The organism is Mesorhizobium sp. M8A.F.Ca.ET.057.01.1.1, from assembly GCF_003952565.1.
GTDB lineage: Bacteria > Pseudomonadota > Alphaproteobacteria > Rhizobiales > Rhizobiaceae > Mesorhizobium.
Genome location: NZ_CP034454.1, coordinates 4,710,226 through 4,727,467, shown reverse-complemented (window position 1 = coordinate 4,727,467; position 17,242 = coordinate 4,710,226). Strand labels below are relative to the sequence as shown.

At 63.5% G+C, this 17,242-nt stretch carries 20 protein-coding genes; 9 read left to right on the top strand and 11 right to left on the bottom strand.

Translation table 11 applies throughout. The features are described 5' to 3' along the window. Positions 1-50: 50 nt before the first annotated feature. Positions 51-746 (bottom strand): ribonuclease HII, encoded by a 696-nt coding sequence (locus EJ077_RS22600; RefSeq protein WP_208696387.1) that lies wholly within the window; start codon positions 744-746, stop codon positions 51-53. Between the two features lie 153 nt (positions 747-899). Next, entirely contained in the window at positions 900-2,054 is a 1,155-nt protein-coding gene (locus EJ077_RS22595) for a PA0069 family radical SAM protein (RefSeq protein ID WP_208703096.1), read from the bottom strand. A 150-nt stretch (positions 2,055-2,204) separates the two neighbouring features. On the opposite strand from EJ077_RS22595, the gene EJ077_RS22590 reads away from it, so the two are divergent. After that, positions 2,205-2,717 (top strand): glycosyltransferase, encoded by a 513-nt coding sequence (locus EJ077_RS22590; protein ID WP_208703095.1) that lies wholly within the window; start codon positions 2,205-2,207, stop codon positions 2,715-2,717. Between the two features lie 265 nt (positions 2,718-2,982). On the opposite strand, the gene moaB is transcribed toward EJ077_RS22590, so the two are convergent. The 6 genes from moaB to EJ077_RS22560 all read right to left on the bottom strand — a co-directional run bounded on the left by moaB (position 2,983) and on the right by EJ077_RS22560 (position 6,687). Continuing rightward, entirely contained in the window at positions 2,983-3,537 is a 555-nt protein-coding gene (moaB, locus tag EJ077_RS22585) for a molybdenum cofactor biosynthesis protein B (protein ID WP_208696385.1), read from the bottom strand. A gap of 1 nt (position 3,538) precedes the next feature. Then, positions 3,539-4,426 (bottom strand): 4-(cytidine 5'-diphospho)-2-C-methyl-D-erythritol kinase, encoded by an 888-nt coding sequence (locus tag EJ077_RS22580; protein WP_208696383.1) that lies wholly within the window; start codon positions 4,424-4,426, stop codon positions 3,539-3,541. Between the two features lie 26 nt (positions 4,427-4,452). Beyond that, the gene (locus tag EJ077_RS22575) at positions 4,453-4,638 is read right to left on the bottom strand and encodes a hypothetical protein (protein WP_208696381.1); all 186 of its coding nucleotides are present in this window, start codon (positions 4,636-4,638) and stop codon (positions 4,453-4,455) included. Between the two features lie 83 nt (positions 4,639-4,721). Next, on the bottom strand, positions 4,722-5,585 hold the full coding sequence (locus EJ077_RS22570) for a S49 family peptidase (RefSeq protein ID WP_127277532.1): 864 nt from the start codon (positions 5,583-5,585) through the stop codon (positions 4,722-4,724). 77 nt (positions 5,586-5,662) lie between these two features. After that, a complete protein-coding gene (locus tag EJ077_RS22565) occupies positions 5,663-6,463 on the bottom strand; it encodes a tRNA1(Val) (adenine(37)-N6)-methyltransferase (protein ID WP_208696378.1) in 801 nt (266 codons plus the stop codon). Further along, positions 6,463-6,687 (bottom strand): DUF2007 domain-containing protein, encoded by a 225-nt coding sequence (locus EJ077_RS22560; protein ID WP_015318845.1) that lies wholly within the window; start codon positions 6,685-6,687, stop codon positions 6,463-6,465. The genes EJ077_RS22565 and EJ077_RS22560 overlap by 1 nt, the downstream gene beginning before the upstream one ends. A 189-nt stretch (positions 6,688-6,876) precedes the next feature. Here EJ077_RS22560 and EJ077_RS22555 point away from each other — a divergent pair, with 189 nt between their 5' ends. The 5 genes from EJ077_RS22555 (at position 6,877) to EJ077_RS22535 (ending at position 11,733) form a co-directional block, all read left to right on the top strand. Next, the gene (locus EJ077_RS22555) at positions 6,877-7,893 is read left to right on the top strand and encodes a polyprenyl synthetase family protein (RefSeq protein WP_208696376.1); all 1,017 of its coding nucleotides are present in this window, start codon (positions 6,877-6,879) and stop codon (positions 7,891-7,893) included. Between the two features lie 107 nt (positions 7,894-8,000). Then, on the top strand, positions 8,001-8,669 hold the full coding sequence (locus tag EJ077_RS22550) for a GntR family transcriptional regulator (RefSeq protein WP_208696374.1): 669 nt from the start codon (positions 8,001-8,003) through the stop codon (positions 8,667-8,669). A 105-nt stretch (positions 8,670-8,774) separates the two neighbouring features. Then, positions 8,775-9,368 (top strand): biotin transporter BioY, encoded by a 594-nt coding sequence (locus tag EJ077_RS22545; RefSeq protein WP_208696372.1) that lies wholly within the window; start codon positions 8,775-8,777, stop codon positions 9,366-9,368. Beyond that, positions 9,365-9,814, top strand: coding sequence for a DUF1284 domain-containing protein (locus EJ077_RS22540; protein WP_208696370.1), 450 nt, complete (start codon positions 9,365-9,367; stop codon positions 9,812-9,814). The genes EJ077_RS22545 and EJ077_RS22540 overlap by 4 nt, the downstream gene beginning before the upstream one ends. Before the next feature lie 143 nt (positions 9,815-9,957). After that, a complete protein-coding gene (locus tag EJ077_RS22535) occupies positions 9,958-11,733 on the top strand; it encodes a tetratricopeptide repeat protein (protein WP_208696368.1) in 1,776 nt (591 codons plus the stop codon). 83 nt (positions 11,734-11,816) lie between these two features. Here EJ077_RS22535 and EJ077_RS22530 read toward each other — a convergent pair whose 3' ends face one another. Beyond that, the gene (locus EJ077_RS22530; protein WP_208696365.1) at positions 11,817-12,278 is read right to left on the bottom strand and encodes a GNAT family N-acetyltransferase; all 462 of its coding nucleotides are present in this window, start codon (positions 12,276-12,278) and stop codon (positions 11,817-11,819) included. 202 nt (positions 12,279-12,480) lie between these two features. On the opposite strand from EJ077_RS22530, the gene EJ077_RS22525 reads away from it, so the two are divergent. Beyond that, positions 12,481-13,428, top strand: coding sequence for a glycine--tRNA ligase subunit alpha (locus EJ077_RS22525; RefSeq protein ID WP_208696363.1), 948 nt, complete (start codon positions 12,481-12,483; stop codon positions 13,426-13,428). A 3-nt stretch (positions 13,429-13,431) separates the two neighbouring features. On the opposite strand, the gene EJ077_RS22520 is transcribed toward EJ077_RS22525, so the two are convergent. Next, positions 13,432-13,608 (bottom strand): hypothetical protein, encoded by a 177-nt coding sequence (locus EJ077_RS22520; protein WP_208696361.1) that lies wholly within the window; start codon positions 13,606-13,608, stop codon positions 13,432-13,434. 272 nt (positions 13,609-13,880) lie between these two features. On the opposite strand from EJ077_RS22520, the gene glyS reads away from it, so the two are divergent. Next, positions 13,881-16,148: a glycine--tRNA ligase subunit beta gene (glyS, locus tag EJ077_RS22515; RefSeq protein ID WP_208696359.1), complete on the top strand. Its 2,268-nt coding sequence runs from the start codon at positions 13,881-13,883 to the stop codon at positions 16,146-16,148. A gap of 87 nt (positions 16,149-16,235) precedes the next feature. After that, positions 16,236-16,586 carry an ATPase gene (locus EJ077_RS22510; RefSeq protein ID WP_367142375.1) on the top strand — a complete coding sequence of 117 codons (351 nt, stop codon included), beginning with the start codon at positions 16,236-16,238 and terminating at the stop codon, positions 16,584-16,586. 105 nt (positions 16,587-16,691) lie between these two features. Here EJ077_RS22510 and EJ077_RS22505 read toward each other — a convergent pair whose 3' ends face one another. Then, a complete protein-coding gene (locus tag EJ077_RS22505; protein WP_208696357.1) occupies positions 16,692-17,078 on the bottom strand; it encodes a hypothetical protein in 387 nt (128 codons plus the stop codon). Between the last annotated feature and the right edge of the window lie 164 nt (positions 17,079-17,242).

Here is a 17,242-nt window from a genome sequence, read left to right as displayed (position 1 = left end):
GCATGGATCCTCGGGTCAAGCCCGAGGATGACGAAGAACCGCCGCTCGACTCAATCCAGCCCGGCGAGGCTGTCTTCTTCCGCCACCTCGACACCCCCAAGCCTGAACGGCGCAAACGAGGTGCGGTGCAGCCGCGCCACCGGCCCGTGCGCCTCGATCGCCGTGCGATGCCGGGCCGTGGCGTAACCCATATGGACTTCGAAGCCGTAGCGGTCGTGATGATTGCCGCAGCCACACATCATGCGGTCACGCATGACCTTGGCCACGATCGAGGCGGCGGCGATCGATTGCGAGCGCTGGTCGCCCTTGATCAGCGCGCGCCCTTCGCAGGGCAGTCCCGGCGGCACGTCGCGCCCGTCGGCGAGCGCGAGCTTTGCCTGAACCGGCAGCCCGACCAGCGCGCGGCGCATCGCCTCGAGGCTCGCCTTTAGGATGTTGCTGCCATCGATACCCTCCGCGCTGATCGACGCCATCGAGACGCCGAGCGCGGAACCGAGGATGCGCAGGAACAGCGCTTCGCGCTGCAAGTGGCTAAGCCGCTTGGAATCGTCGAGCCCTTCGGGAATGTTGGCGGGGTCGAGCACCACTGCCGCCGCGACGACCGGACCCGCCAGCGGGCCACGACCGGCTTCGTCCATCCCCGCGACCGGCCACAACCCATCGGCCATCGCCTTCGTCTCGAAGGAGAAATCGGGTTTCTCGACGATTTCGAAGAGAAGCGGAGAATCAGAACGCGCGCGAGCCATGTTGCGGCGAGGTTCGCATCGGCTCCGATTCTCCGCAAGTCCCTCCGGGTCGGGTGGGGCGCCGGACCGGGAGGGCACCGTCTGCAGGCCGGGGCAGGCCGGACGGGATTCTTGGCCGCAGCGGTCATGAACAGCCGCGGCGATTTTCAATTTTCAGAGCAGCATCAACTGCTCCTGGTCCTTGCCGGCGGCGACGAACTGGTCAGTCCGAAGCGTGCGCCGCTCCGCATTGAGGCCGAGCCGCTTGGCGGTGATTTCGAAGCGCCGGCCGATCTGCCAGGCATAGGGGCCGGCGCCCTTCATGCGCTTGCCCCATTCCGAATCGTAGTCCTTGCCGTCGCGCATCGAACGGATCAACGACATGACGTGGCGATAGCGGTCGGGATAGTGGCGCAGCAGCCAGTCCTTGAAGATCGGGCTGACCTCCAGCGGCAGGCGCAGCACCACATAGCCAGCCTCGCGCGCCCCGGCATGGTGTGCCGAGTCGAGGATGCGTTCCATCTCCTGGTCGGTCAGGCCCGGAATGATCGGCGCCACCATCACCGAAGCCGGAATGCCGGCATCTGAAAGCTGCCTGATCGCCTCCAGCCGCTTGGTCGGCGTCGAGGCGCGGGGTTCCATCGTCCTGGCCAGCATGCGGTCGAGCGTTGTCACCGACAGCGCCACCTTGGCGAGCCCGCGCTCGGCCATGCGCGACAGAATGTCGATGTCGCGCACCACCAGGGCCGATTTGGTGACGATGCCGACCGGATGACCGCGTGCCTCCAGCACTTCGAGGATCTCGCGCATGATCCGGTATTGCTTCTCGATCGGCTGGTAGGGATCGGTGTTGGTGCCGATGGCGATGGTGCGCGGCTGGTAGCCGTCCTTCGACAACTCCTTGTCGAGCAGGCGTGCCGCGTCCGGCTTGGCGAACAGCTTGGATTCGAAATCCAGGCCCGGCGACAGGCCCATGAACGAGTGCGTCGGCCGCGCGAAGCAATATACGCAGCCGTGCTCGCAGCCGCGATAGGGATTGATCGACCGGTCGAAGGAGATGTCGGGCGATTCGTTGCGGGTGATGATGGTGCGCGGCCTCTCTACCTGCACCTCGGTCTTGAACGGGGGCAGTTCCTCCAGCGAACTCCAGCCGTCGTCGAAGACATGTCGGCTGACAGGTTCGAACCGGCCGGATGGATTGATGCCTGCCGACCGGCCACGGTTGCGGTCCGGACGGACCCGCATGCCGCTCTGCTCGATCATCGCGTTGGCCATTTCGGCTCGTCCTGCTCCGAAGGCTGCAATGTCGGCGCGCATGATCGGTTCCATCTTCGCCCGCTCCCAGGGACTGTCCATGTTCTGTCGAATCGCTCTGCTCATGAAATTGTTCCTATTTTGTTGATGAGAACAAAGCAAGAACTTTTTATGGTGCGGCGCAAAAACTGGCGTCGGCCAGCGCTTTCCGCTATTCGGCTCATGATGCTCAGTGTTCTCATCGAAACGCATAATGACGAGGAGGGTCTCGCCCGCACGCTGGCGACGCTGATCGGCGGCGCGGTCGAGGGCGTGGTGCGTGAGGTCGTCGTCTGCGACACCGGCTCCACCGACCATACGCATCGCGTGGCCGAGCATGCCGGCTGCCACTATGTGGGGAGCGGTGGCATCGCCGCCGGCATTCGCCAGGCCAAGGGTGACTGGCTGCTGCTTCTCGAACCGGGTGCGAGGCTGGTGGAGGGTTGGATCGACGCGGTTGTCGCCCATACCGCCAGGCAGACCATGGCCGCCCGGTTCTCGCGGGCGCGGGGTAGCCGTTCGCCGTTCATGGCCCGGGTCTTTTCGGCAAACCGTGCGCTCGCCGACGGACTGGTGATCAGCAAGCGACAGGCGGCATCTCTATCCAAGAATGCCGGCAGCGCCGAGGCGTTGGCGCGCGGTCTGGCGACAAAGAAGCTCGACGCCGAGATCTGGGCGGCACCGCCGAGGCAGAGGTGATTTTTGCGACTGCTCTTTGGCAGGCGCGGATTTCGATTTGCGATGGATCCAGCTCTGTCGAAAATCGCAGGCGTACGTTGCCGCAATGCCACCCGCCCGTGTGGATGGTCCCAGTTTGCACGGCCATCATATCTGCCTTCTCGTGAACGGTAGGGATCGCCCACGATGATACTGTCTCCGGCACCGGGTTTGGAATGGCCGTTCGAAGGCGCCGGCGCTGTTCTGCCTGGCGAACACGGCGTGAAGCCGGCACTTTGCCTGAGTTTTACGGGACCGATTTGCCGCGCCGCAGATGTTCGTCCAGGCGCGGCATGATCTCGACGAAGTTGCAAGGCATGTGCCGGTAGTCGAGCTGTGCCTCGATGATGCCATCCCAGGCGTCCTTGCAGGCGCCGGGCGAGCCCGGCAGCACGAAGACGAAGGTGGCGTTGACGACGCCGCCGGTCGCCCGGCTCTGGATCGTCGAGGTGCCGATCTTGTCGTAGGAGATGCGGTGGAACACTTCCGAAAAGCCGTCCATGCGCTTTTCGAAAATCGGCTCCAGCGCCTCGGGCGTCACATCGCGGCCGGTGAAGCCGGTTCCGCCGGTGGTGATCACGACGTCGATGGCCTTATCCCGCGACCACGCCAGAACGGTGTCGCGGATTTTTTCGCGGTCGTCGGTGACGATGTCGCGGGCGGCCAGAGTGTGGCCGGCCGCAGTGATGCGATCGGCCAGCGTCTGGCCGGATTTGTCGTCGGCGAGGCTGCGTGTGTCGGAAACCGTCAGCACCGCGATGCGCACCGGAATGAAGGCACGGCTCTCGTCAATCCTGGCCATCTCACTCAGCCTCCGATGCCATGCTGCGCGTTGCCGCGACGAACCAGTCGGGCTGGCGACCGCGGATTTCGGCGGCCGCGCGCTTGGCGACATTGCTGGTCTCGAACAGGCCGAAGCACGTCGCGCCCGATCCGGACATTCGTGAAAAACCCGATCCAGCCTTATCAAGCCATGAAAGCGCCCTGCCTATGGCGGGCTGCATCGCAAGGGCTGGCTTCTCGAGGTCGTTGCGGGTCACCTCCAGCCAGTTGCGCAGGCTGTGAAAATCGATGCTACGCGGCAGCGGCGGCAATGGCTCATTGTCGCGACGGGACAGTGCGGCGAAGATTTCCGCCGTCGAGACGGGCGTTCCCGGATTGACCAGCACCAGACCCAGCGCCGAAAAATCCGGCACCATGGAGAGATCGTCACCAATACCGCGCGCCACCAGCGGCTTTGCCGCCAGGCACATCGGCACGTCGGCGCCTAGCGAAAGACCGATCCGCGCCAACTCGGCGCTATCGATATCCAGCCCCCAACTCTCCGCCAACCCGCGAAGCACGGCCGCCGCGTCGCTAGACCCTCCGCCCACGCCGGACGCGACTGGAAGGTTCTTTTCGAGCCTGATGGTCACGGGCGGCGTGCTCCGAAGAACGGCGGCCTGCCGCAACGCATCGCGTGCCTTCAGCACCAGATTGCCGCCATCGAGCGGGACGTCCGCGGCATAGCGGCCGGACGCGATGAAATCGTCGGCTTCAGCCGGCGCGATCTCGATCCTGTCGCCAAAGCGCGTGAACACAGCCAGGCTTTCGATGAGATGGTAACCGTCGGGGCGCCTGCCGGTGACGTGCAAAGCAAGATTTATCTTGGCGGGTGCCGTCCATGTCCGGACACGCGGACCGGATTCCACAGTCTCGATTGCGAGTGAAATGAGGGTCAGTCCTTGGCCAGCCGGTATTCGCCGGTCTTCGGATCCTTGACCAGCGTTCCCATCGCGCCGTTGGCCGCCTGTTTTTCGGTCCGCCGCACCTTGGCAGTCACGCGCTCGGCCTCGCGCAGGAAGGTGCGGTAGCCAAAATAGGCGGCTGCGCCGACGACGGCGAAGAAAATGAGCTGCGGCATGTCAAAACTCCTACCACGCTGGGCCGGTAAGGGCGGCCCGTCGGGTCTTTCGGGCAACCATACTAGACGCTTTCATGGCTTTTTCAAAGCCCGAAGCGCGCCCACAATGCGCGCTCTTCCGCCGCATCGATGACGCCGCTGGCGGCAGCCGCGGCGATATCGGGCGCTGAAAAGCCCTTGTTCGAGCCGAACAGGCCGAAGCGGCCGAGGAAACCGCGCGGCGCCGAGACCAGCCTGAGCTGGGTCTTCGGCCCGAACCGGGTCTTCAGCACAGTGCGCATGTCGCCGAGTGCGTCGACGAGGCCGAGCTCCAGGCCTCGCTTGCCGGTCCAGAACAGCCCAGTGAACAGATCCGGATCGTCCTTGAGCTTCGTGCCGCGCCGCTCCTTGACCAGATCGATGAAGGTCTCGTGCACTTCGAGCTGCAGCGCTTTCAGCCGCTCGACGTCTTCCTTCTTCTCCGGCTTGAACGGGTCGAGCACCGCCTTGTTCTGGCCGGCGGTGTGAACGCGCCGCTCGATGCCGATCTTCTTCATCAGCTCCGGAAAACCGAACGAGGCCGACACCACGCCGATCGAACCCACGATGGACGATGGGTCGGCGAAGATCTCGTCGCCGGCGACAGCGATCATGTAGCCGCCCGAGGCCGCGACATCCTCTACGAAGACGAGCACCTTTTTATTCTTCTCGACCGCAAGGTCATGAATGCGCTTGAAGATCAGCCGCGACTGCACCGGCGAGCCGCCGGGGGAGTTGATCGAGATCGCGACCGCCGGCGCGTCGAAGGAAAACGCCTTTTCGATCAGTCCGGCGGTGGACGCAAGCGACAGGCTCGGCCGGAACTGGCCGCCGCCGGCCATGATGGTGCCGTGCAGCCGGATGACCGGAACGGTGACGACGGTGGAGCGCCAGGACTTCGGCAGCAGACGGTTGAAAAGACGTTTCACGATGGCGTGGTCTCCGGCGGTGGTTGCAGGCATGTAGGGATTTCCCGGCCAACGGCAATGTGCAGGCCGCGAACAGCTCAGTCTCCGAACAGCGAAGCGAGCCCGTTGGTGATCATTTCGCTGCGCTCGTCGGGGCCGTTGCCCGATCGCGCGTGAAGCATCAGCGGCGGACGGATGGCGAGCTTTCCCCGTGCCCCAAGTGCTGCCCGCACGATAATGCGGATTGCCGCAGCGTCCGGGCGAGGGTGCACGGCGAGCATCTCGGCTTCGCCGAAGCGGCCTGAAACCGCGTCGAGAATTGAGCCGAGCTGTTCGGGGCGGGCGATGACGGCAAGCCCGCCGCGCGGCCTGACAACCGCCGCCGCGCTGCGGATCCAGCTTTCGAACAGCCCGTCCTCCATGACATGGGCTTCCTTTCTTAGCTGCTCGGGAGTGGCGCGGTCCCGTGCGGCGTTGAAAGGCGGGTTCATGATGACGAAGTCGAAATCATTGTCGGCAAGGCCGGCGGCGGCCCGGGCCCGGCCCGACACGGTGACATCGGCGACAAGCACGGCCGCGCGATCGCTGAGATGTGCATTGCCGGGATGGGCAAGTGTGGCCGCCGCGAAGGCCGCCATCTCGGGCGCGCGTTCGACCAGCACAGCCTGGGCGCCTGGACAGCGCGACAGCACCGCCAGACCGGCAGCACCGGCGCCGGCTCCGAAATCGGCGAGCCGTCCGCCAAAGGAGGATGGCACGGACGCGGCCAGCATCATCGCATCCATCCCGGCGCGATGGCCGCCATGCTTGGGCTGCACCAGCCAGAACCGCCCGCGGTGGAAGGCGTCGACCGTATGGGCCGGCGTATCCGTGGCAAGGGCGGCTGGCGCGGCCGACATTATTTCCCCCGGATCTCGTTTGCGATGCCGGCATCGGTCAGGATGCGGCGCGCGGCGTCGGCCTGGTCGGCATCGACCATGACGCGCCGGGGCAGGATACCGAGTGAGCCGTCGAGCACGCTCATGTTCTGGTCGGCGACGAAGCAGCCGATGCCGGCATCGCGCATCAGCGATTCGACAAAGGATATAATGACGGCGTCGTTGGTGCGGATGAGCTCTATCATCGCAAGAAACTCGCAGGTTGCAGCGTGCATGTAAACGTCCGGCCGCATTCCCGCATTTCCCGGCGTTGACACGCTGTCGCCGCCGCCGCGCCAATTCGCCACTTGCCGTGCCCGTGTCCGCCGCCCTAGAGTCCATGCCGGGACTAAGGGTGCCGTCGCACGCGTTATACCAAGACGGGAGTGATTGTCGTGGGTGTCGTTCTCAACATCGAAAACGGGAAGCGGGAGCCCGCCTCCATCAAGGATCTGATCGATCTGACGGCGACCGATATGGGGCGCGTCAACGAGCTGATCCTGTCCAAGGCCGGCTCCGACGTCGAGATGATTCCCGAGGTTGCCAACCACCTGATCTCGTCCGGCGGCAAGCGGCTGAGACCAATGCTGACGCTGGCCGCCGCGCAGATGTTCGGCTATGCCGGCGAGGGCCACGTCAAGCTCGCCACTTCGGTCGAGTTCATGCATACGGCCACGCTCCTGCATGACGACGTCGTCGATGAAAGCGGCATGCGACGCGGCAAGAAGACCGCCCGCATGATCTGGGGCAATCAGGCCAGCGTGCTGGTCGGTGACTTCCTGCTCGGCCAGGCCTTCCGCATGATGGTCGATGTCGGCTCGCTCGAAGCGCTCGACATCCTGTCGAGCGCCGCTTCGATCATCGCCGAGGGCGAGGTGATGCAGCTTGCCGCTGCCAAGAACCTCGAAACCACGGAGGACGAGCACTTCGCCGTCATCAAGGCCAAGACCGCCGCGCTGTTTTCGGCCGCCGCCGAGGTTGGCCCGGTCATCGCCCAGGCGACCCGCAACGATCGCGCGGCGCTGCGCTCCTACGGCATGAATCTCGGTCTTGCTTTCCAGCTCATCGACGACGCGCTGGACTATGGCGGCACCAGCAAGGATCTCGGCAAGAATGTCGGCGACGATTTCCGCGAAGGCAAGGTGACCTTGCCGGTCATCCTCGCCTACCGGCGCGGCAGCAAGGCCGAACGCACCTTCTGGAAGCGCGCCATCGAGGACAATGTCACCGACGACGCCGGGCTGGAAAAGGCGATCGGCCTGATGACCCGCCACGGCGCCATTGCCGACACCATCGGACGCGCCAGCCATTTCGGCGAGATCGCCCGCGACGCGCTGGCGCCGCTGGAAGAGACGCCGCAGAAATCGGCGCTGATCGACGTCATCGATTTCTGCATCAGCCGGGTGAACTGAGGAGACCGGCTTTCACGGGCTCCCACCGGCTGTGCCAGTGGAAAGACGCCTGTGAATTCGCCCCTGCCGTCTCGACAAGCGGCCTTGCCGCAAATTATCTATAAATCATGGCAAAGGGCACGGACGACACCATAGCGGTGCGCATCAGCAAGGTACTGGCGGACCGCATCATCTCCGGCGCGATCGAGCCAGGGGCCAGGCTGCGGCAGGATCATGTCGCCGAGGAATTCAACACCAGCCATGTCCCAGTGCGCGAGGCGTTCCGCCGACTCGAGGCGCAGGGCCTGGCCGCCAGTGAGCCGCGCCGGGGCGTGCGCGTCGCTGCCTTCGATCTGGGCGAGGTCAAGGAAGTGGCCGAAATGCGGGCCGCCCTCGAAGTGCTGGCACTGCGCCACGCCGGGCCGCACCTGACTTCGGCCATTCTCGACCAGGCCGAGGAGGCGACCAAGGCCGGCGACAAATCACGCGACGTCAGGTCGTGGGAGGAGGCCAATCGCGCCTTTCACCGGCTGATCCTGGCACCGTGCGGCATGCCGCGCCTGCTTGCCACCATCGACGACCTCCACGCGGCAAGCGCGCGCTTCCTGTTTGCGGCATGGCGCTCGGAATGGGAGACGCGCACCGATCAAGACCACCGGGCGATCCTCACCGCCTTGCGGCAGGGAAATACCGAATCGGCCGCGGCAACACTGGGACGGCATGTCCAATGGATTGGCCGCAAGCCGGTCAGGACAGCGTCCGGCGCCACGCGCGAAGCCTTCGCGATCGTAGGTTAAGCGACCTTTTCCAAGCCCGGGCTTGCTATCGGTCCAAAATGTGGATTCGATAATAGATCGAATGCAGAAATTATCTATAATTTTCGATTGATTGAAGGGAAGCCTATGACCAACCTCGCATTCTCGTCCGCAAGACCGTCCTTCAGCCCGCTGCGCCTCCAGCAGCGATCGCTCGGCTGGCAGGCCGGCGCCGTCGTGCTCGGCACGCTCTTCCTGGCGCTATCCTCCTACATCGAGGTGCCGATGGTGCCTGTTCCCGTGACCATGCAGACCTTTGCGGTGACGCTGATCGGTGCGCTCTGTGGCTGGCGGCTTGGCGCGATGACGATCGCCGCTTGGCTGGTCGAGGGCGCTGTCGGCTTTCCGGTCCTGGCCGGTGGTGCTGCCGGCATGCAGCACTTCGTTGGCCCTACGGGCGGCTATCTCTTCGCCTTCCCGGTTGTCGGCGCCCTTGTCGGCTGGCTGGCTGAACGCGGCTGGAACGGCAACAGGGTCGTGCTCGCCTTTATCGCCATGCTGCTCGGCAACCTTGCCTGCCTGGTGCTCGGAACGGCCTGGCTTGCCGTCATGATCGGCGCCGAGAAGGCCATCACCTTTGGCTTCGTGCCATTCATCGTCGGCGGATTGCTGAAGTCGGCGCTTGGCGCCGCGACGCTGATGGCGCTTCCGCGCGGCAAGACGAACTTGCCGACGCCGTGACGATCAGGCTTCGCGCCCATCATCTCCTTTGCCTGCTCACCTATGTGGGCAAGGGATACAGTCCCGCTTTCACCGCCAATTATGACGGGATCGCGGAGCGCCTGAGCCGGGGCGAGGACATCCTCCTCGTTTCCGGACCGGACGACATCTGCGCCCCGTTGCTTGGCGGGCCGGATCCGCACTGCTTGCGCGACAGCGCGGCCGGGCGAGACCGGCAGGCAAAGGATGACGTGCAAGCGCTGCTGGCTCGGCCGATCCGTGACGGCGTCCGCCTCGATCTCGATGCCGCGATCCTGATGCGGCTACGGCAGGCGTTTTCGGCCGGCCACGTGCGCAAGGCTTGCGTGGGCTGCGAATGGAACGGGCTGTGCGGCGCGGTGGCAAGCGGCGGCTATCGCGATACGCGGCTGCAACGGCCTGTTGACGCGCAAAACTGTCCCATTTAGCCATGGTTTGTTAATCGGGTGACCCGATTGTGAATTTCGGGCGGATTGAAGCGCGACCCCAAAAAGGCCATGCTTTGCCCGGAAAGATCGAGTCTGGGTCGATCCCGCTGACGCGGAGATGGCGCCTGGCTGAAAGGGATATGATGCAGCAAGGACGTGCGCGCTGGCTGACAAGGCTGGCAATTGTGACGGGCATGGCGATCTCGGCTTTGCCGGCCTATGCCAAGCAATCAACCGAACCGGTCAAGATCTCGTCGTTTTCGGGCGCTTACCTGGCTGCCCGGATCGCCGAAGGCGACAACGACCTCGACAGCGCCATCGCGTACTACAAGCAGGCCTTGGCTTTCAATCCGAGCGATACCGCCCTGCAGCAGAGCCTGATGCTGTCGCTGATCGCGCAAGGCCGCTTCGACGAATCGCTGGTCTATGCCGACAAGCTCAAGGAAGTGCCCGATGTCGAGCGCTTCTCGCGCCTGGCGCTGGCGGTCGATTCCTTCCACAAGAAGGATTTCACCAAGGCGCAGTACTGGCTCAAGCTGTCGCTGGAATCCGATCTCGACCGGCTGATCTCCGGCGTCATGTCCGGCTGGGCCGAACAAGGTGCCGGCCAGGCCAGCGAAGCGATGGCTTCGATCGACAAGTTGCAGGGGCCGGACTGGTTCGGCCTGTTCAAATCCTTCCACCGCGCCCTGATCGCCGATGCCGCCAACATGCCCGAAAAGGCGGAGGCGATCTACGCCGCGACGATGCAGGATACCGCCGCCGGCGGTGCGGCGCCTGAAACCTGGATGCGCAACGCGCAGGCCTATGCCTCGTTCCTGGCCCGCAAGGGCGACAAGGCCAAGGCGATCTCGGTGCTCGACCAGGCCGAGGCGTTTTCGCCAGGCAAGCTGGAAATCGTCGCCTTGCGCGCCAGGATCAGCAAGGGCGACAAGATCGCGCCCCTCGTGTCCGGTCCGTCCGACGGTGCTTCCGAAATCCTGCTCGATCTTGCCACCGCGCTCAACCGTGGCGGCGGCGAGCCGTTCGTGCGCCTCTATTTGCAATATGCCTTGGCCCTGAAGCCGGACAGCGACGCGGCCCTCGTGCAGCTCGCCGCCGTCGCCGAACAGCTGAAGGACGGTGAAGGCGCGATCGCGCTCTATCGGCGCATCCCCGACTCTTCGCCGCTGAAGGAGATTTCGGACCTGCAGCTTGGCCTCAACCTTGCCGATCTCGACCGCCACGACGAGGCGATCACGCATCTGAAGGCCTTCGTCGAAGCCCATCCCGACGACATGCGCGCCTATCTGGCGCTCGGCGGTGTCTACTCCTCGAAGGATGATTTCCGTTCCGCCGCCAATCTCTACGACAAGGCCGTCGAGGTGCTGAAGACGCCGACCGCTGCCAACTGGAACATCTTCTACCAGCGCGGCATCGCCTATGAGCGGCTGAAGGAATGGCCGAAGGCCGAGCCGAATTTCCGCAAGGCGCTGGAGTTGCAGCCAGACCAGCCGCAGGTGCTGAACTATCTCGGCTATTCCTGGGTCGACATGAACACCAACCTGAAGGAAGGCCTGGAGATGATCCAGAAGGCCGTCGATCTCAGGCCGAGCGACGGCTACATCGTCGATTCCTTGGGTTGGGCCTATTTCCGCCTCGGCCGCTTCGATGACGCGGTGCGCGAGATGGAGCGCGCGGTCTCGCTGAAGCCGGAAGATCCGGTTCTGAACGACCATCTCGGCGACGCCTATTGGCGCGTCGGCCGCAAGCTGGAAGCGACTTTCCAGTGGAACCAGGCCCGTGACCTGAAGCCCGATCCCGATGTGCTGGCCACCTTGCAGCAGAAGCTGATGAAGGGCCTGCCGCCGATCGAGTCCAACACGGCGCAGGAAACCCCGAAGGTCAAGCCGGAGCCGGTTCCCGCCCCGAAGGGGTGAAAATCGCCTTTTTGAAATGCGAACGGGGCTCTTCGGAGCCCCGTTTTCGTTGGCATTCGTTGGAAAGGCGCATGGGAGCGTCCTCAGAGCATCTTTCGATAGACGACGAAGCCCGAGCGTTCGCCGACCTTGTCATAGAGCTTCATTGCCGTGTGATTGGTTTCATGCGTCAGCCAGTACACTCGGCCGGAACCGGCCGCCCGGGCGCGGTCATAGACGCCTTCGAACAGCGCCCGGCCGATGCCTTTGCCGCGCGAGGCCTCGTTGGTGAAAAGGTCCTGCAGATAGCAGTTCGGTGCGATCGCCGTCGTGCTGCGGTGGAACAGGTAGTGGACGAGGCCAAGCAACTGGCTCCCGCTTTCGGCGACCAGCGCATGGACCGGCTCATAGGCGTCGAAGAAACGCGACCACGTCATCGCGGTGATGTCGCTTGCCAGCGCCGTCTCGCCCGAACGGCCATAGAACGCGTTGTAGCCGTCCCACAGCGGCAGCCATTGCTCGAAATCCTGGCGCATGACGGGGCGGATGGTGATCGGGTTGGACATGGCTCGACTTGCTGTGCTTGACGCGGATGCTTTGTCGGATTGGATCGCGGACCGTGGCGGCGGGCAATGGGCCAGTCGCTGGCAAAGTTTCAACATCGTCCGGCTTGCTCAAGGCGGCCCGCATCGGACGCGCCTTGCTTGACGCTTCGCCGCCGTGTCTCTAGGACGTGGCCGCAAGCTAGCCTGTGTCGCCGAGGCCGTCGTGACGATTGAAATCCCAGCCCATATGCACCCCAGCCGCTCATTCCAGGGGCTGATCCTGACCTTGCACAATTATTGGGCCGCCTATGGCTGCATCATCCTGCAGCCCTATGACATGGAGGTTGGCGCCGGCACGTTTCATCCGGCAACGACGCTGCGCGCACTCGGACCAAGGCGCTGGAACGCAGCCTACGTCCAGCCTTCGCGCCGTCCCAAGGACGGCCGCTATGGCGAGAACCCCAACCGGCTGCAGCATTACTATCAGTACCAGGTGATCCTGAAGCCCAATCCGCCGAACCTGCAGGAGCTCTATCTCGGCTCGCTGGCCGCGATCGGCGTCGACCCTCTGCTGCACGACATACGCTTCGTCGAGGACGACTGGGAAAGCCCGACGCTGGGCGCCTGGGGCCTCGGCTGGGAATGCTGGTGCGACGGCATGGAAGTGTCGCAGTTCACCTATTTCCAGCAGGTCTGCGGCATCGAATGCGCGCCGGTGGCGGGCGAACTCACTTACGGCTTGGAGCGCCTGGCCATGTATGTGCAGGGCGTCGACAATGTCTACGACCTCAACTTCAACGGCCGCGAAGGCGCCGACAAGGTCACCTATGGCGACGTGTTCCTGCAGGCCGAGCAGGAATATTCGCGCCACAATTTCGAATACGCCAACACGGCGATGCTGCTGCGGCATTTCGAGGACGCCGAAGCCGAGTGCAAGGCGCTGCTCGAGGCCGGCGCGCCGGCATCGAACGACAATCTGCCGATGCACAAAATGGTCTTTCCAGCCTACGACCAGTGCATCAAGGCGAGCCACGTCTTCAACCTGCTCGATGCGCGTGGCGCGATCTCGGTCACCGAGCGGCAGAGTTATATCCTGCGGGTGCGTAATCTGGCGAAAGCCTGCGGCGAGGCGTTCCTGAAAACGCAGGCCGGTGGATTGGCGGCGGCCTGAGTCTCAAGCGCCGTTGATCATTTCGAGGGAAGCGCTGATCGGCGGCAGGATCTGGCCGCTCGAACCAGACATCGTCCGCAGCGCCTGCCGCACGCCCGGCATGGAGAAGGCGCCGTGGGCCTGCGCGGTGAAGCAGGCGCTGAGCGCGAGGATTTGAAGAAGTCTGGATGCCGTTTTCATCGTCGTTCAGCCAATAGTTCTCTGCCTGAGCGTGGGTCGCTTCAGCGCTGCGTTAGGTTCATGGAAATCTTTGATCCAAGGACGGACAGGGTCGCCGCGTCCCGACAGAACGGCCAAAATTTCTGGAAATCAGCCGAAGTCGGCGATAGCCGTGTTGAAAGGGTGACAGCGGCCAGCCGAGTTGCTATGCCCCGCCCGACCACTCTCCCGCACGAGCTGACCCCGATGCCAGACCTGCTACTAGAACTTCGCTCCGAGGAAATCCTGCCCGCATGCAACGCAAGGCGGCGGGCGATCTGAGGAAGATGCTGACCGACGGTCTGGTCGAGGCGGGTCTGACCTATGAGGCGGCGCGCGAGTACTGGACGCCACGGCGCCTGACCCTCGATATCCGTGGCCTCAACGCTCGCTCGAAGGATATTCACGAGGATATCAAGGGGCCGTCGACATCAGCGCCTGAACAGGCCGTCCAGGGCTTCCTGCGCAAGGCCGGGCTGTCATCGATCGCCGAAGCGCATGTCCATTCCGACCCAAAGAAGGGCGACTTCTACGTCGCGCATATTTCGAAGCCGGGCAGGGCGGCTGAAGAGATCATCGCCGGACTGATGCCTGATATTATCCGCAATTTCCCCTGGCCGAAGTCGATGCGCTGGGGACCGGCCTCGGCAAAACCGGGCGCGCTGCGCTGGGTTCGGCCGCTGCAATCGATCCTGTGCACCTTCGGCCCCGAGACCGAGGAGCCGGTCGTGGTCGATTTCGAGATCGACGGCATCCGTTCCGGCAACATCACCTACGGCCACCGTTTCCTCGCGCCAGGCGAAATCACGGTACGCCGCTTCGACGACTATGTGTCGAAGCTGGAGGCGGCGAAGGTCGTGCTTGATGCAGACCGGCGCAAGGAGATCATCCTTGCCGATGCCCGCAACCTCGCCTTCGCCAACGGGCTCGACCTTGTCGAGGACGAGGGCTTGCTCGAAGAAGTGTCCGGGCTGGTCGAGTGGCCTGTCGTGCTGATGGGCGAGTTCGAAGAGGCTTTCCTCGCCATTCCGGCCGAGGTGATCCGGCTGACCATCCGCGCCAATCAGAAGTGCTTCGTCACGCGGTCGCAGGGGGAAAGCGAGGCGCTCTCCAACCGCTTCATCCTCACCGCCAACATCGAAGCCAAGGACGGCGGCAAGGAGATCGCCCATGGCAACGGCAAGGTGGTGCGCGCCCGCCTGTCCGACGCGCTCTATTTCTGGACGACCGATCAGGGCGATCTGCCCGATCTCGTTGAGCTGGAAGCGTCGGCGAAAAAATTTGGGCTCGACCTGAAGAAGCCGCTCGACCAGCGCATGGCCCGGCTCGACCATCTCAATGTCACGTTTCATGCCAAGCTAGGCACGCAGGGCGAGCGGGTGGAGCGGATCGCCCGGCTGGCTGAAGAACTGGCGCCGATCGTCGGTGTGGATCCAGCGCTGGCGCGCCGTGCCGCTGTCCTGGCCAAGGCCGATCTCACCACTGAAGTGGTCGGCGAGTTTCCCGAATTGCAAGGCGCCATGGGCCGCAAATACGCGCTGCTTCAGGGCGATCATAAGTCCGTGGCGAGGGCCATCGAAGAGCATTACAAGCCGCAAGGCCCGTCCGACCGAGTGCCGAATGATCCGATTTCTATTGCGATCGCGCTCGCCGACAAGCTGGATATGCTGGTTGGGTTCTGGTCTATCGACGAGAAGCCCACGGGATCAAAGGATCCCTACGCACTGAGAAGGGCCGCGCTGGGAGTGATAAGGGTTTTGATCGAGAACGGCAGTTCGTTGCGATTAACGAAAATACTGCAAGAACAATGGATGAATTGGTCGCACACGCGCTCTGCGGCAGAGTTTGCACGTCCACTGGAAACCATCGCATCCGCCAAAAAGGCTGGGTTCGACGTCGGTGATCCGCAGGACGAAAAATCTGTAATCACAACCATTGCCGCCCAGATGTTCGATAAGAATTCAATCGAGCAAGATCTTGATCTGCATATGGGCGTCATCGTCCCGGATCTTTTGTCGTTCTTCCACGACCGCCTCAAAGTCTATCTCCGCGACCAGGGCGCCCGGCACGACCTCATCGACGCCGTCATCACGCCGCGGTCCGACGACCTCCTGCAGATCGTGCGTCGAGTCGAGGCGCTGGGCTCGTTCCTCGACACCGAGGATGGCAAGAACCTGCTCGCCGGCACCAAGCGCGCCGCCAACATCCTGGCTGCCGAGGAGAAGAAGAAAACGGCGGTCGCCGAAACCGTTGCGCCGGCGTTGTTCCGGCAGGATGCGGAGAAGTCGCTGTTTGCGGCGGTGAATCAGGCCGAGAAGCAAGCCGGCGAAGCGATTCAAAACGAAGACTTTTCCGCTGCCATGCTGGCGCTTAGCGTGTTGCGCGAACCCGTTGATTCATTCTTTGAGCATGTTCTCGTGAATGATGAGGACCTGTCCGTGCGCGCCAACCGCCTTGCGCTGCTCACGCGCATTCGCACGGCTACCGGTCAGGTTGCGGATTTCTCGAAAATCGCCGGCTAGATTCGGTTGCTTCGACGGCATCGTAAAATCGGGCTTCGGTGCCTTGAAAAATCTTCCAGCCGGCCGTTCGAGCCGGCTTACAGTCATATGACGATGATCTCTCCGTGGCAAAAGGGACATGTTCCCCAACCCCACGGAGGCTCCATGAATTCCGATCACGAAATCGAAGTGACTGAAGAAACCTCGGCCGCCGCCGAGGCGATTGAATCCGCTTCCGAAACCGTTCTCGATCATGCCGCTACCGCAGTCGAAGCCGCCGATCTGTCTGACGAAGACGAGGATGGCGATGACGAAGAAGGCGACGACGAAGACGGCGAAGAGTCCGACGAAGACGACGCCGATGACGCCGTGAAAGCCGAAGGCGACGACGCCGAGGGCGAGGAAGAATCCGAAGACGGCGAGGCCGAAGAAGACGACGACAAGGAAGAAGCGGCCTGATTTTTCAGGCGGATTTTCTCGAAGAAAGGGTGGCGCTTTCGCGTCGCCCTTTTTCGTCGGTCTTTCCAAATACTGACTTGATCAGTTTTCCCGAACCCCGACTTTTCAGTTTTCCAGAATGCTGACGCGCACGCTGTTTTCGTAGACGTCGACCTGGATCAGAGGCTCGCCATTGACGATGGCGCGCTTGGTTGAGGAACTCATCGCGCCGGGGCGCTCCAGCATGCGCTGCAGGTCGGCGCGCTGATCGTTGGTCCTGAACCAGGCGTCACCCTCGTCGTCGCTGTCGCGGCGATGGAATTTGTGCCAGTTGGCGCGGTCCTGCCGCACCATCTGCGCGGCGCCGTCCAGCGCATAGCCGTCGCTCGCATGGTGATCGCGATCCGAAATGCGCGCGACATAGGATCCCAGCATGTCGTCCGCATGGGCCACGCCGCCAAGCAATGACGCCAGCAAAAGCCCAGCCACTGTAACGGTCTTCGATTTTTTCATGAGCAACCCCCTTGCCTTGAACGATGCAATCCCATCTGCCGGAGCCGCTTGGCGAAAGTCAGGTCGCAGGGCCGCCAGCGAGATACGTCTAGAAGAAATTCGCCTGACAATGGTGCACGGGGCGCCAGACTGCCGTCAAGCCGTTGAGCATTCTGATCGGCCAG

What these genes read in the sequence shown, in the direction of transcription:
- EJ077_RS22600 (WP_208696387.1), bottom strand. Translation starts at nt 746, where the DNA reads ATGGCTCGCGCGCGTTCTGATTCTCCGCTTCTCTTCGAAATCGTCGAG.
- EJ077_RS22595 (WP_208703096.1), bottom strand. Translation starts at nt 2,054, where the DNA reads ATGGAACCGATCATGCGCGCCGACATTGCAGCCTTCGGAGCAGGACGA.
- EJ077_RS22590 (WP_208703095.1), top strand. Translation starts at nt 2,205, where the DNA reads ATGCTCAGTGTTCTCATCGAAACGCATAATGACGAGGAGGGTCTCGCC.
- moaB (WP_208696385.1), bottom strand. Translation starts at nt 3,537, where the DNA reads ATGGCCAGGATTGACGAGAGCCGTGCCTTCATTCCGGTGCGCATCGCG.
- EJ077_RS22575 (WP_208696381.1), bottom strand. Translation starts at nt 4,638, where the DNA reads ATGCCGCAGCTCATTTTCTTCGCCGTCGTCGGCGCAGCCGCCTATTTT.
- EJ077_RS22565 (WP_208696378.1), bottom strand. Translation starts at nt 6,463, where the DNA reads ATGTCGGCCGCGCCAGCCGCCCTTGCCACGGATACGCCGGCCCATACG.
- EJ077_RS22560 (WP_015318845.1), bottom strand. Translation starts at nt 6,687, where the DNA reads ATGATAGAGCTCATCCGCACCAACGACGCCGTCATTATATCCTTTGTC.
- EJ077_RS22550 (WP_208696374.1), top strand. Translation starts at nt 8,001, where the DNA reads ATGGCAAAGGGCACGGACGACACCATAGCGGTGCGCATCAGCAAGGTA.
- EJ077_RS22545 (WP_208696372.1), top strand. Translation starts at nt 8,775, where the DNA reads ATGACCAACCTCGCATTCTCGTCCGCAAGACCGTCCTTCAGCCCGCTG.
- EJ077_RS22535 (WP_208696368.1), top strand. Translation starts at nt 9,958, where the DNA reads ATGCAGCAAGGACGTGCGCGCTGGCTGACAAGGCTGGCAATTGTGACG.
- EJ077_RS22530 (WP_208696365.1), bottom strand. Translation starts at nt 12,278, where the DNA reads ATGTCCAACCCGATCACCATCCGCCCCGTCATGCGCCAGGATTTCGAG.
- EJ077_RS22520 (WP_208696361.1), bottom strand. Translation starts at nt 13,608, where the DNA reads ATGAAAACGGCATCCAGACTTCTTCAAATCCTCGCGCTCAGCGCCTGC.
- glyS (WP_208696359.1), top strand. Translation starts at nt 13,881, where the DNA reads ATGCAACGCAAGGCGGCGGGCGATCTGAGGAAGATGCTGACCGACGGT.
- EJ077_RS22510 (WP_367142375.1), top strand. Translation starts at nt 16,236, where the DNA reads ATGACGATGATCTCTCCGTGGCAAAAGGGACATGTTCCCCAACCCCAC.
- EJ077_RS22505 (WP_208696357.1), bottom strand. Translation starts at nt 17,078, where the DNA reads ATGAAAAAATCGAAGACCGTTACAGTGGCTGGGCTTTTGCTGGCGTCA.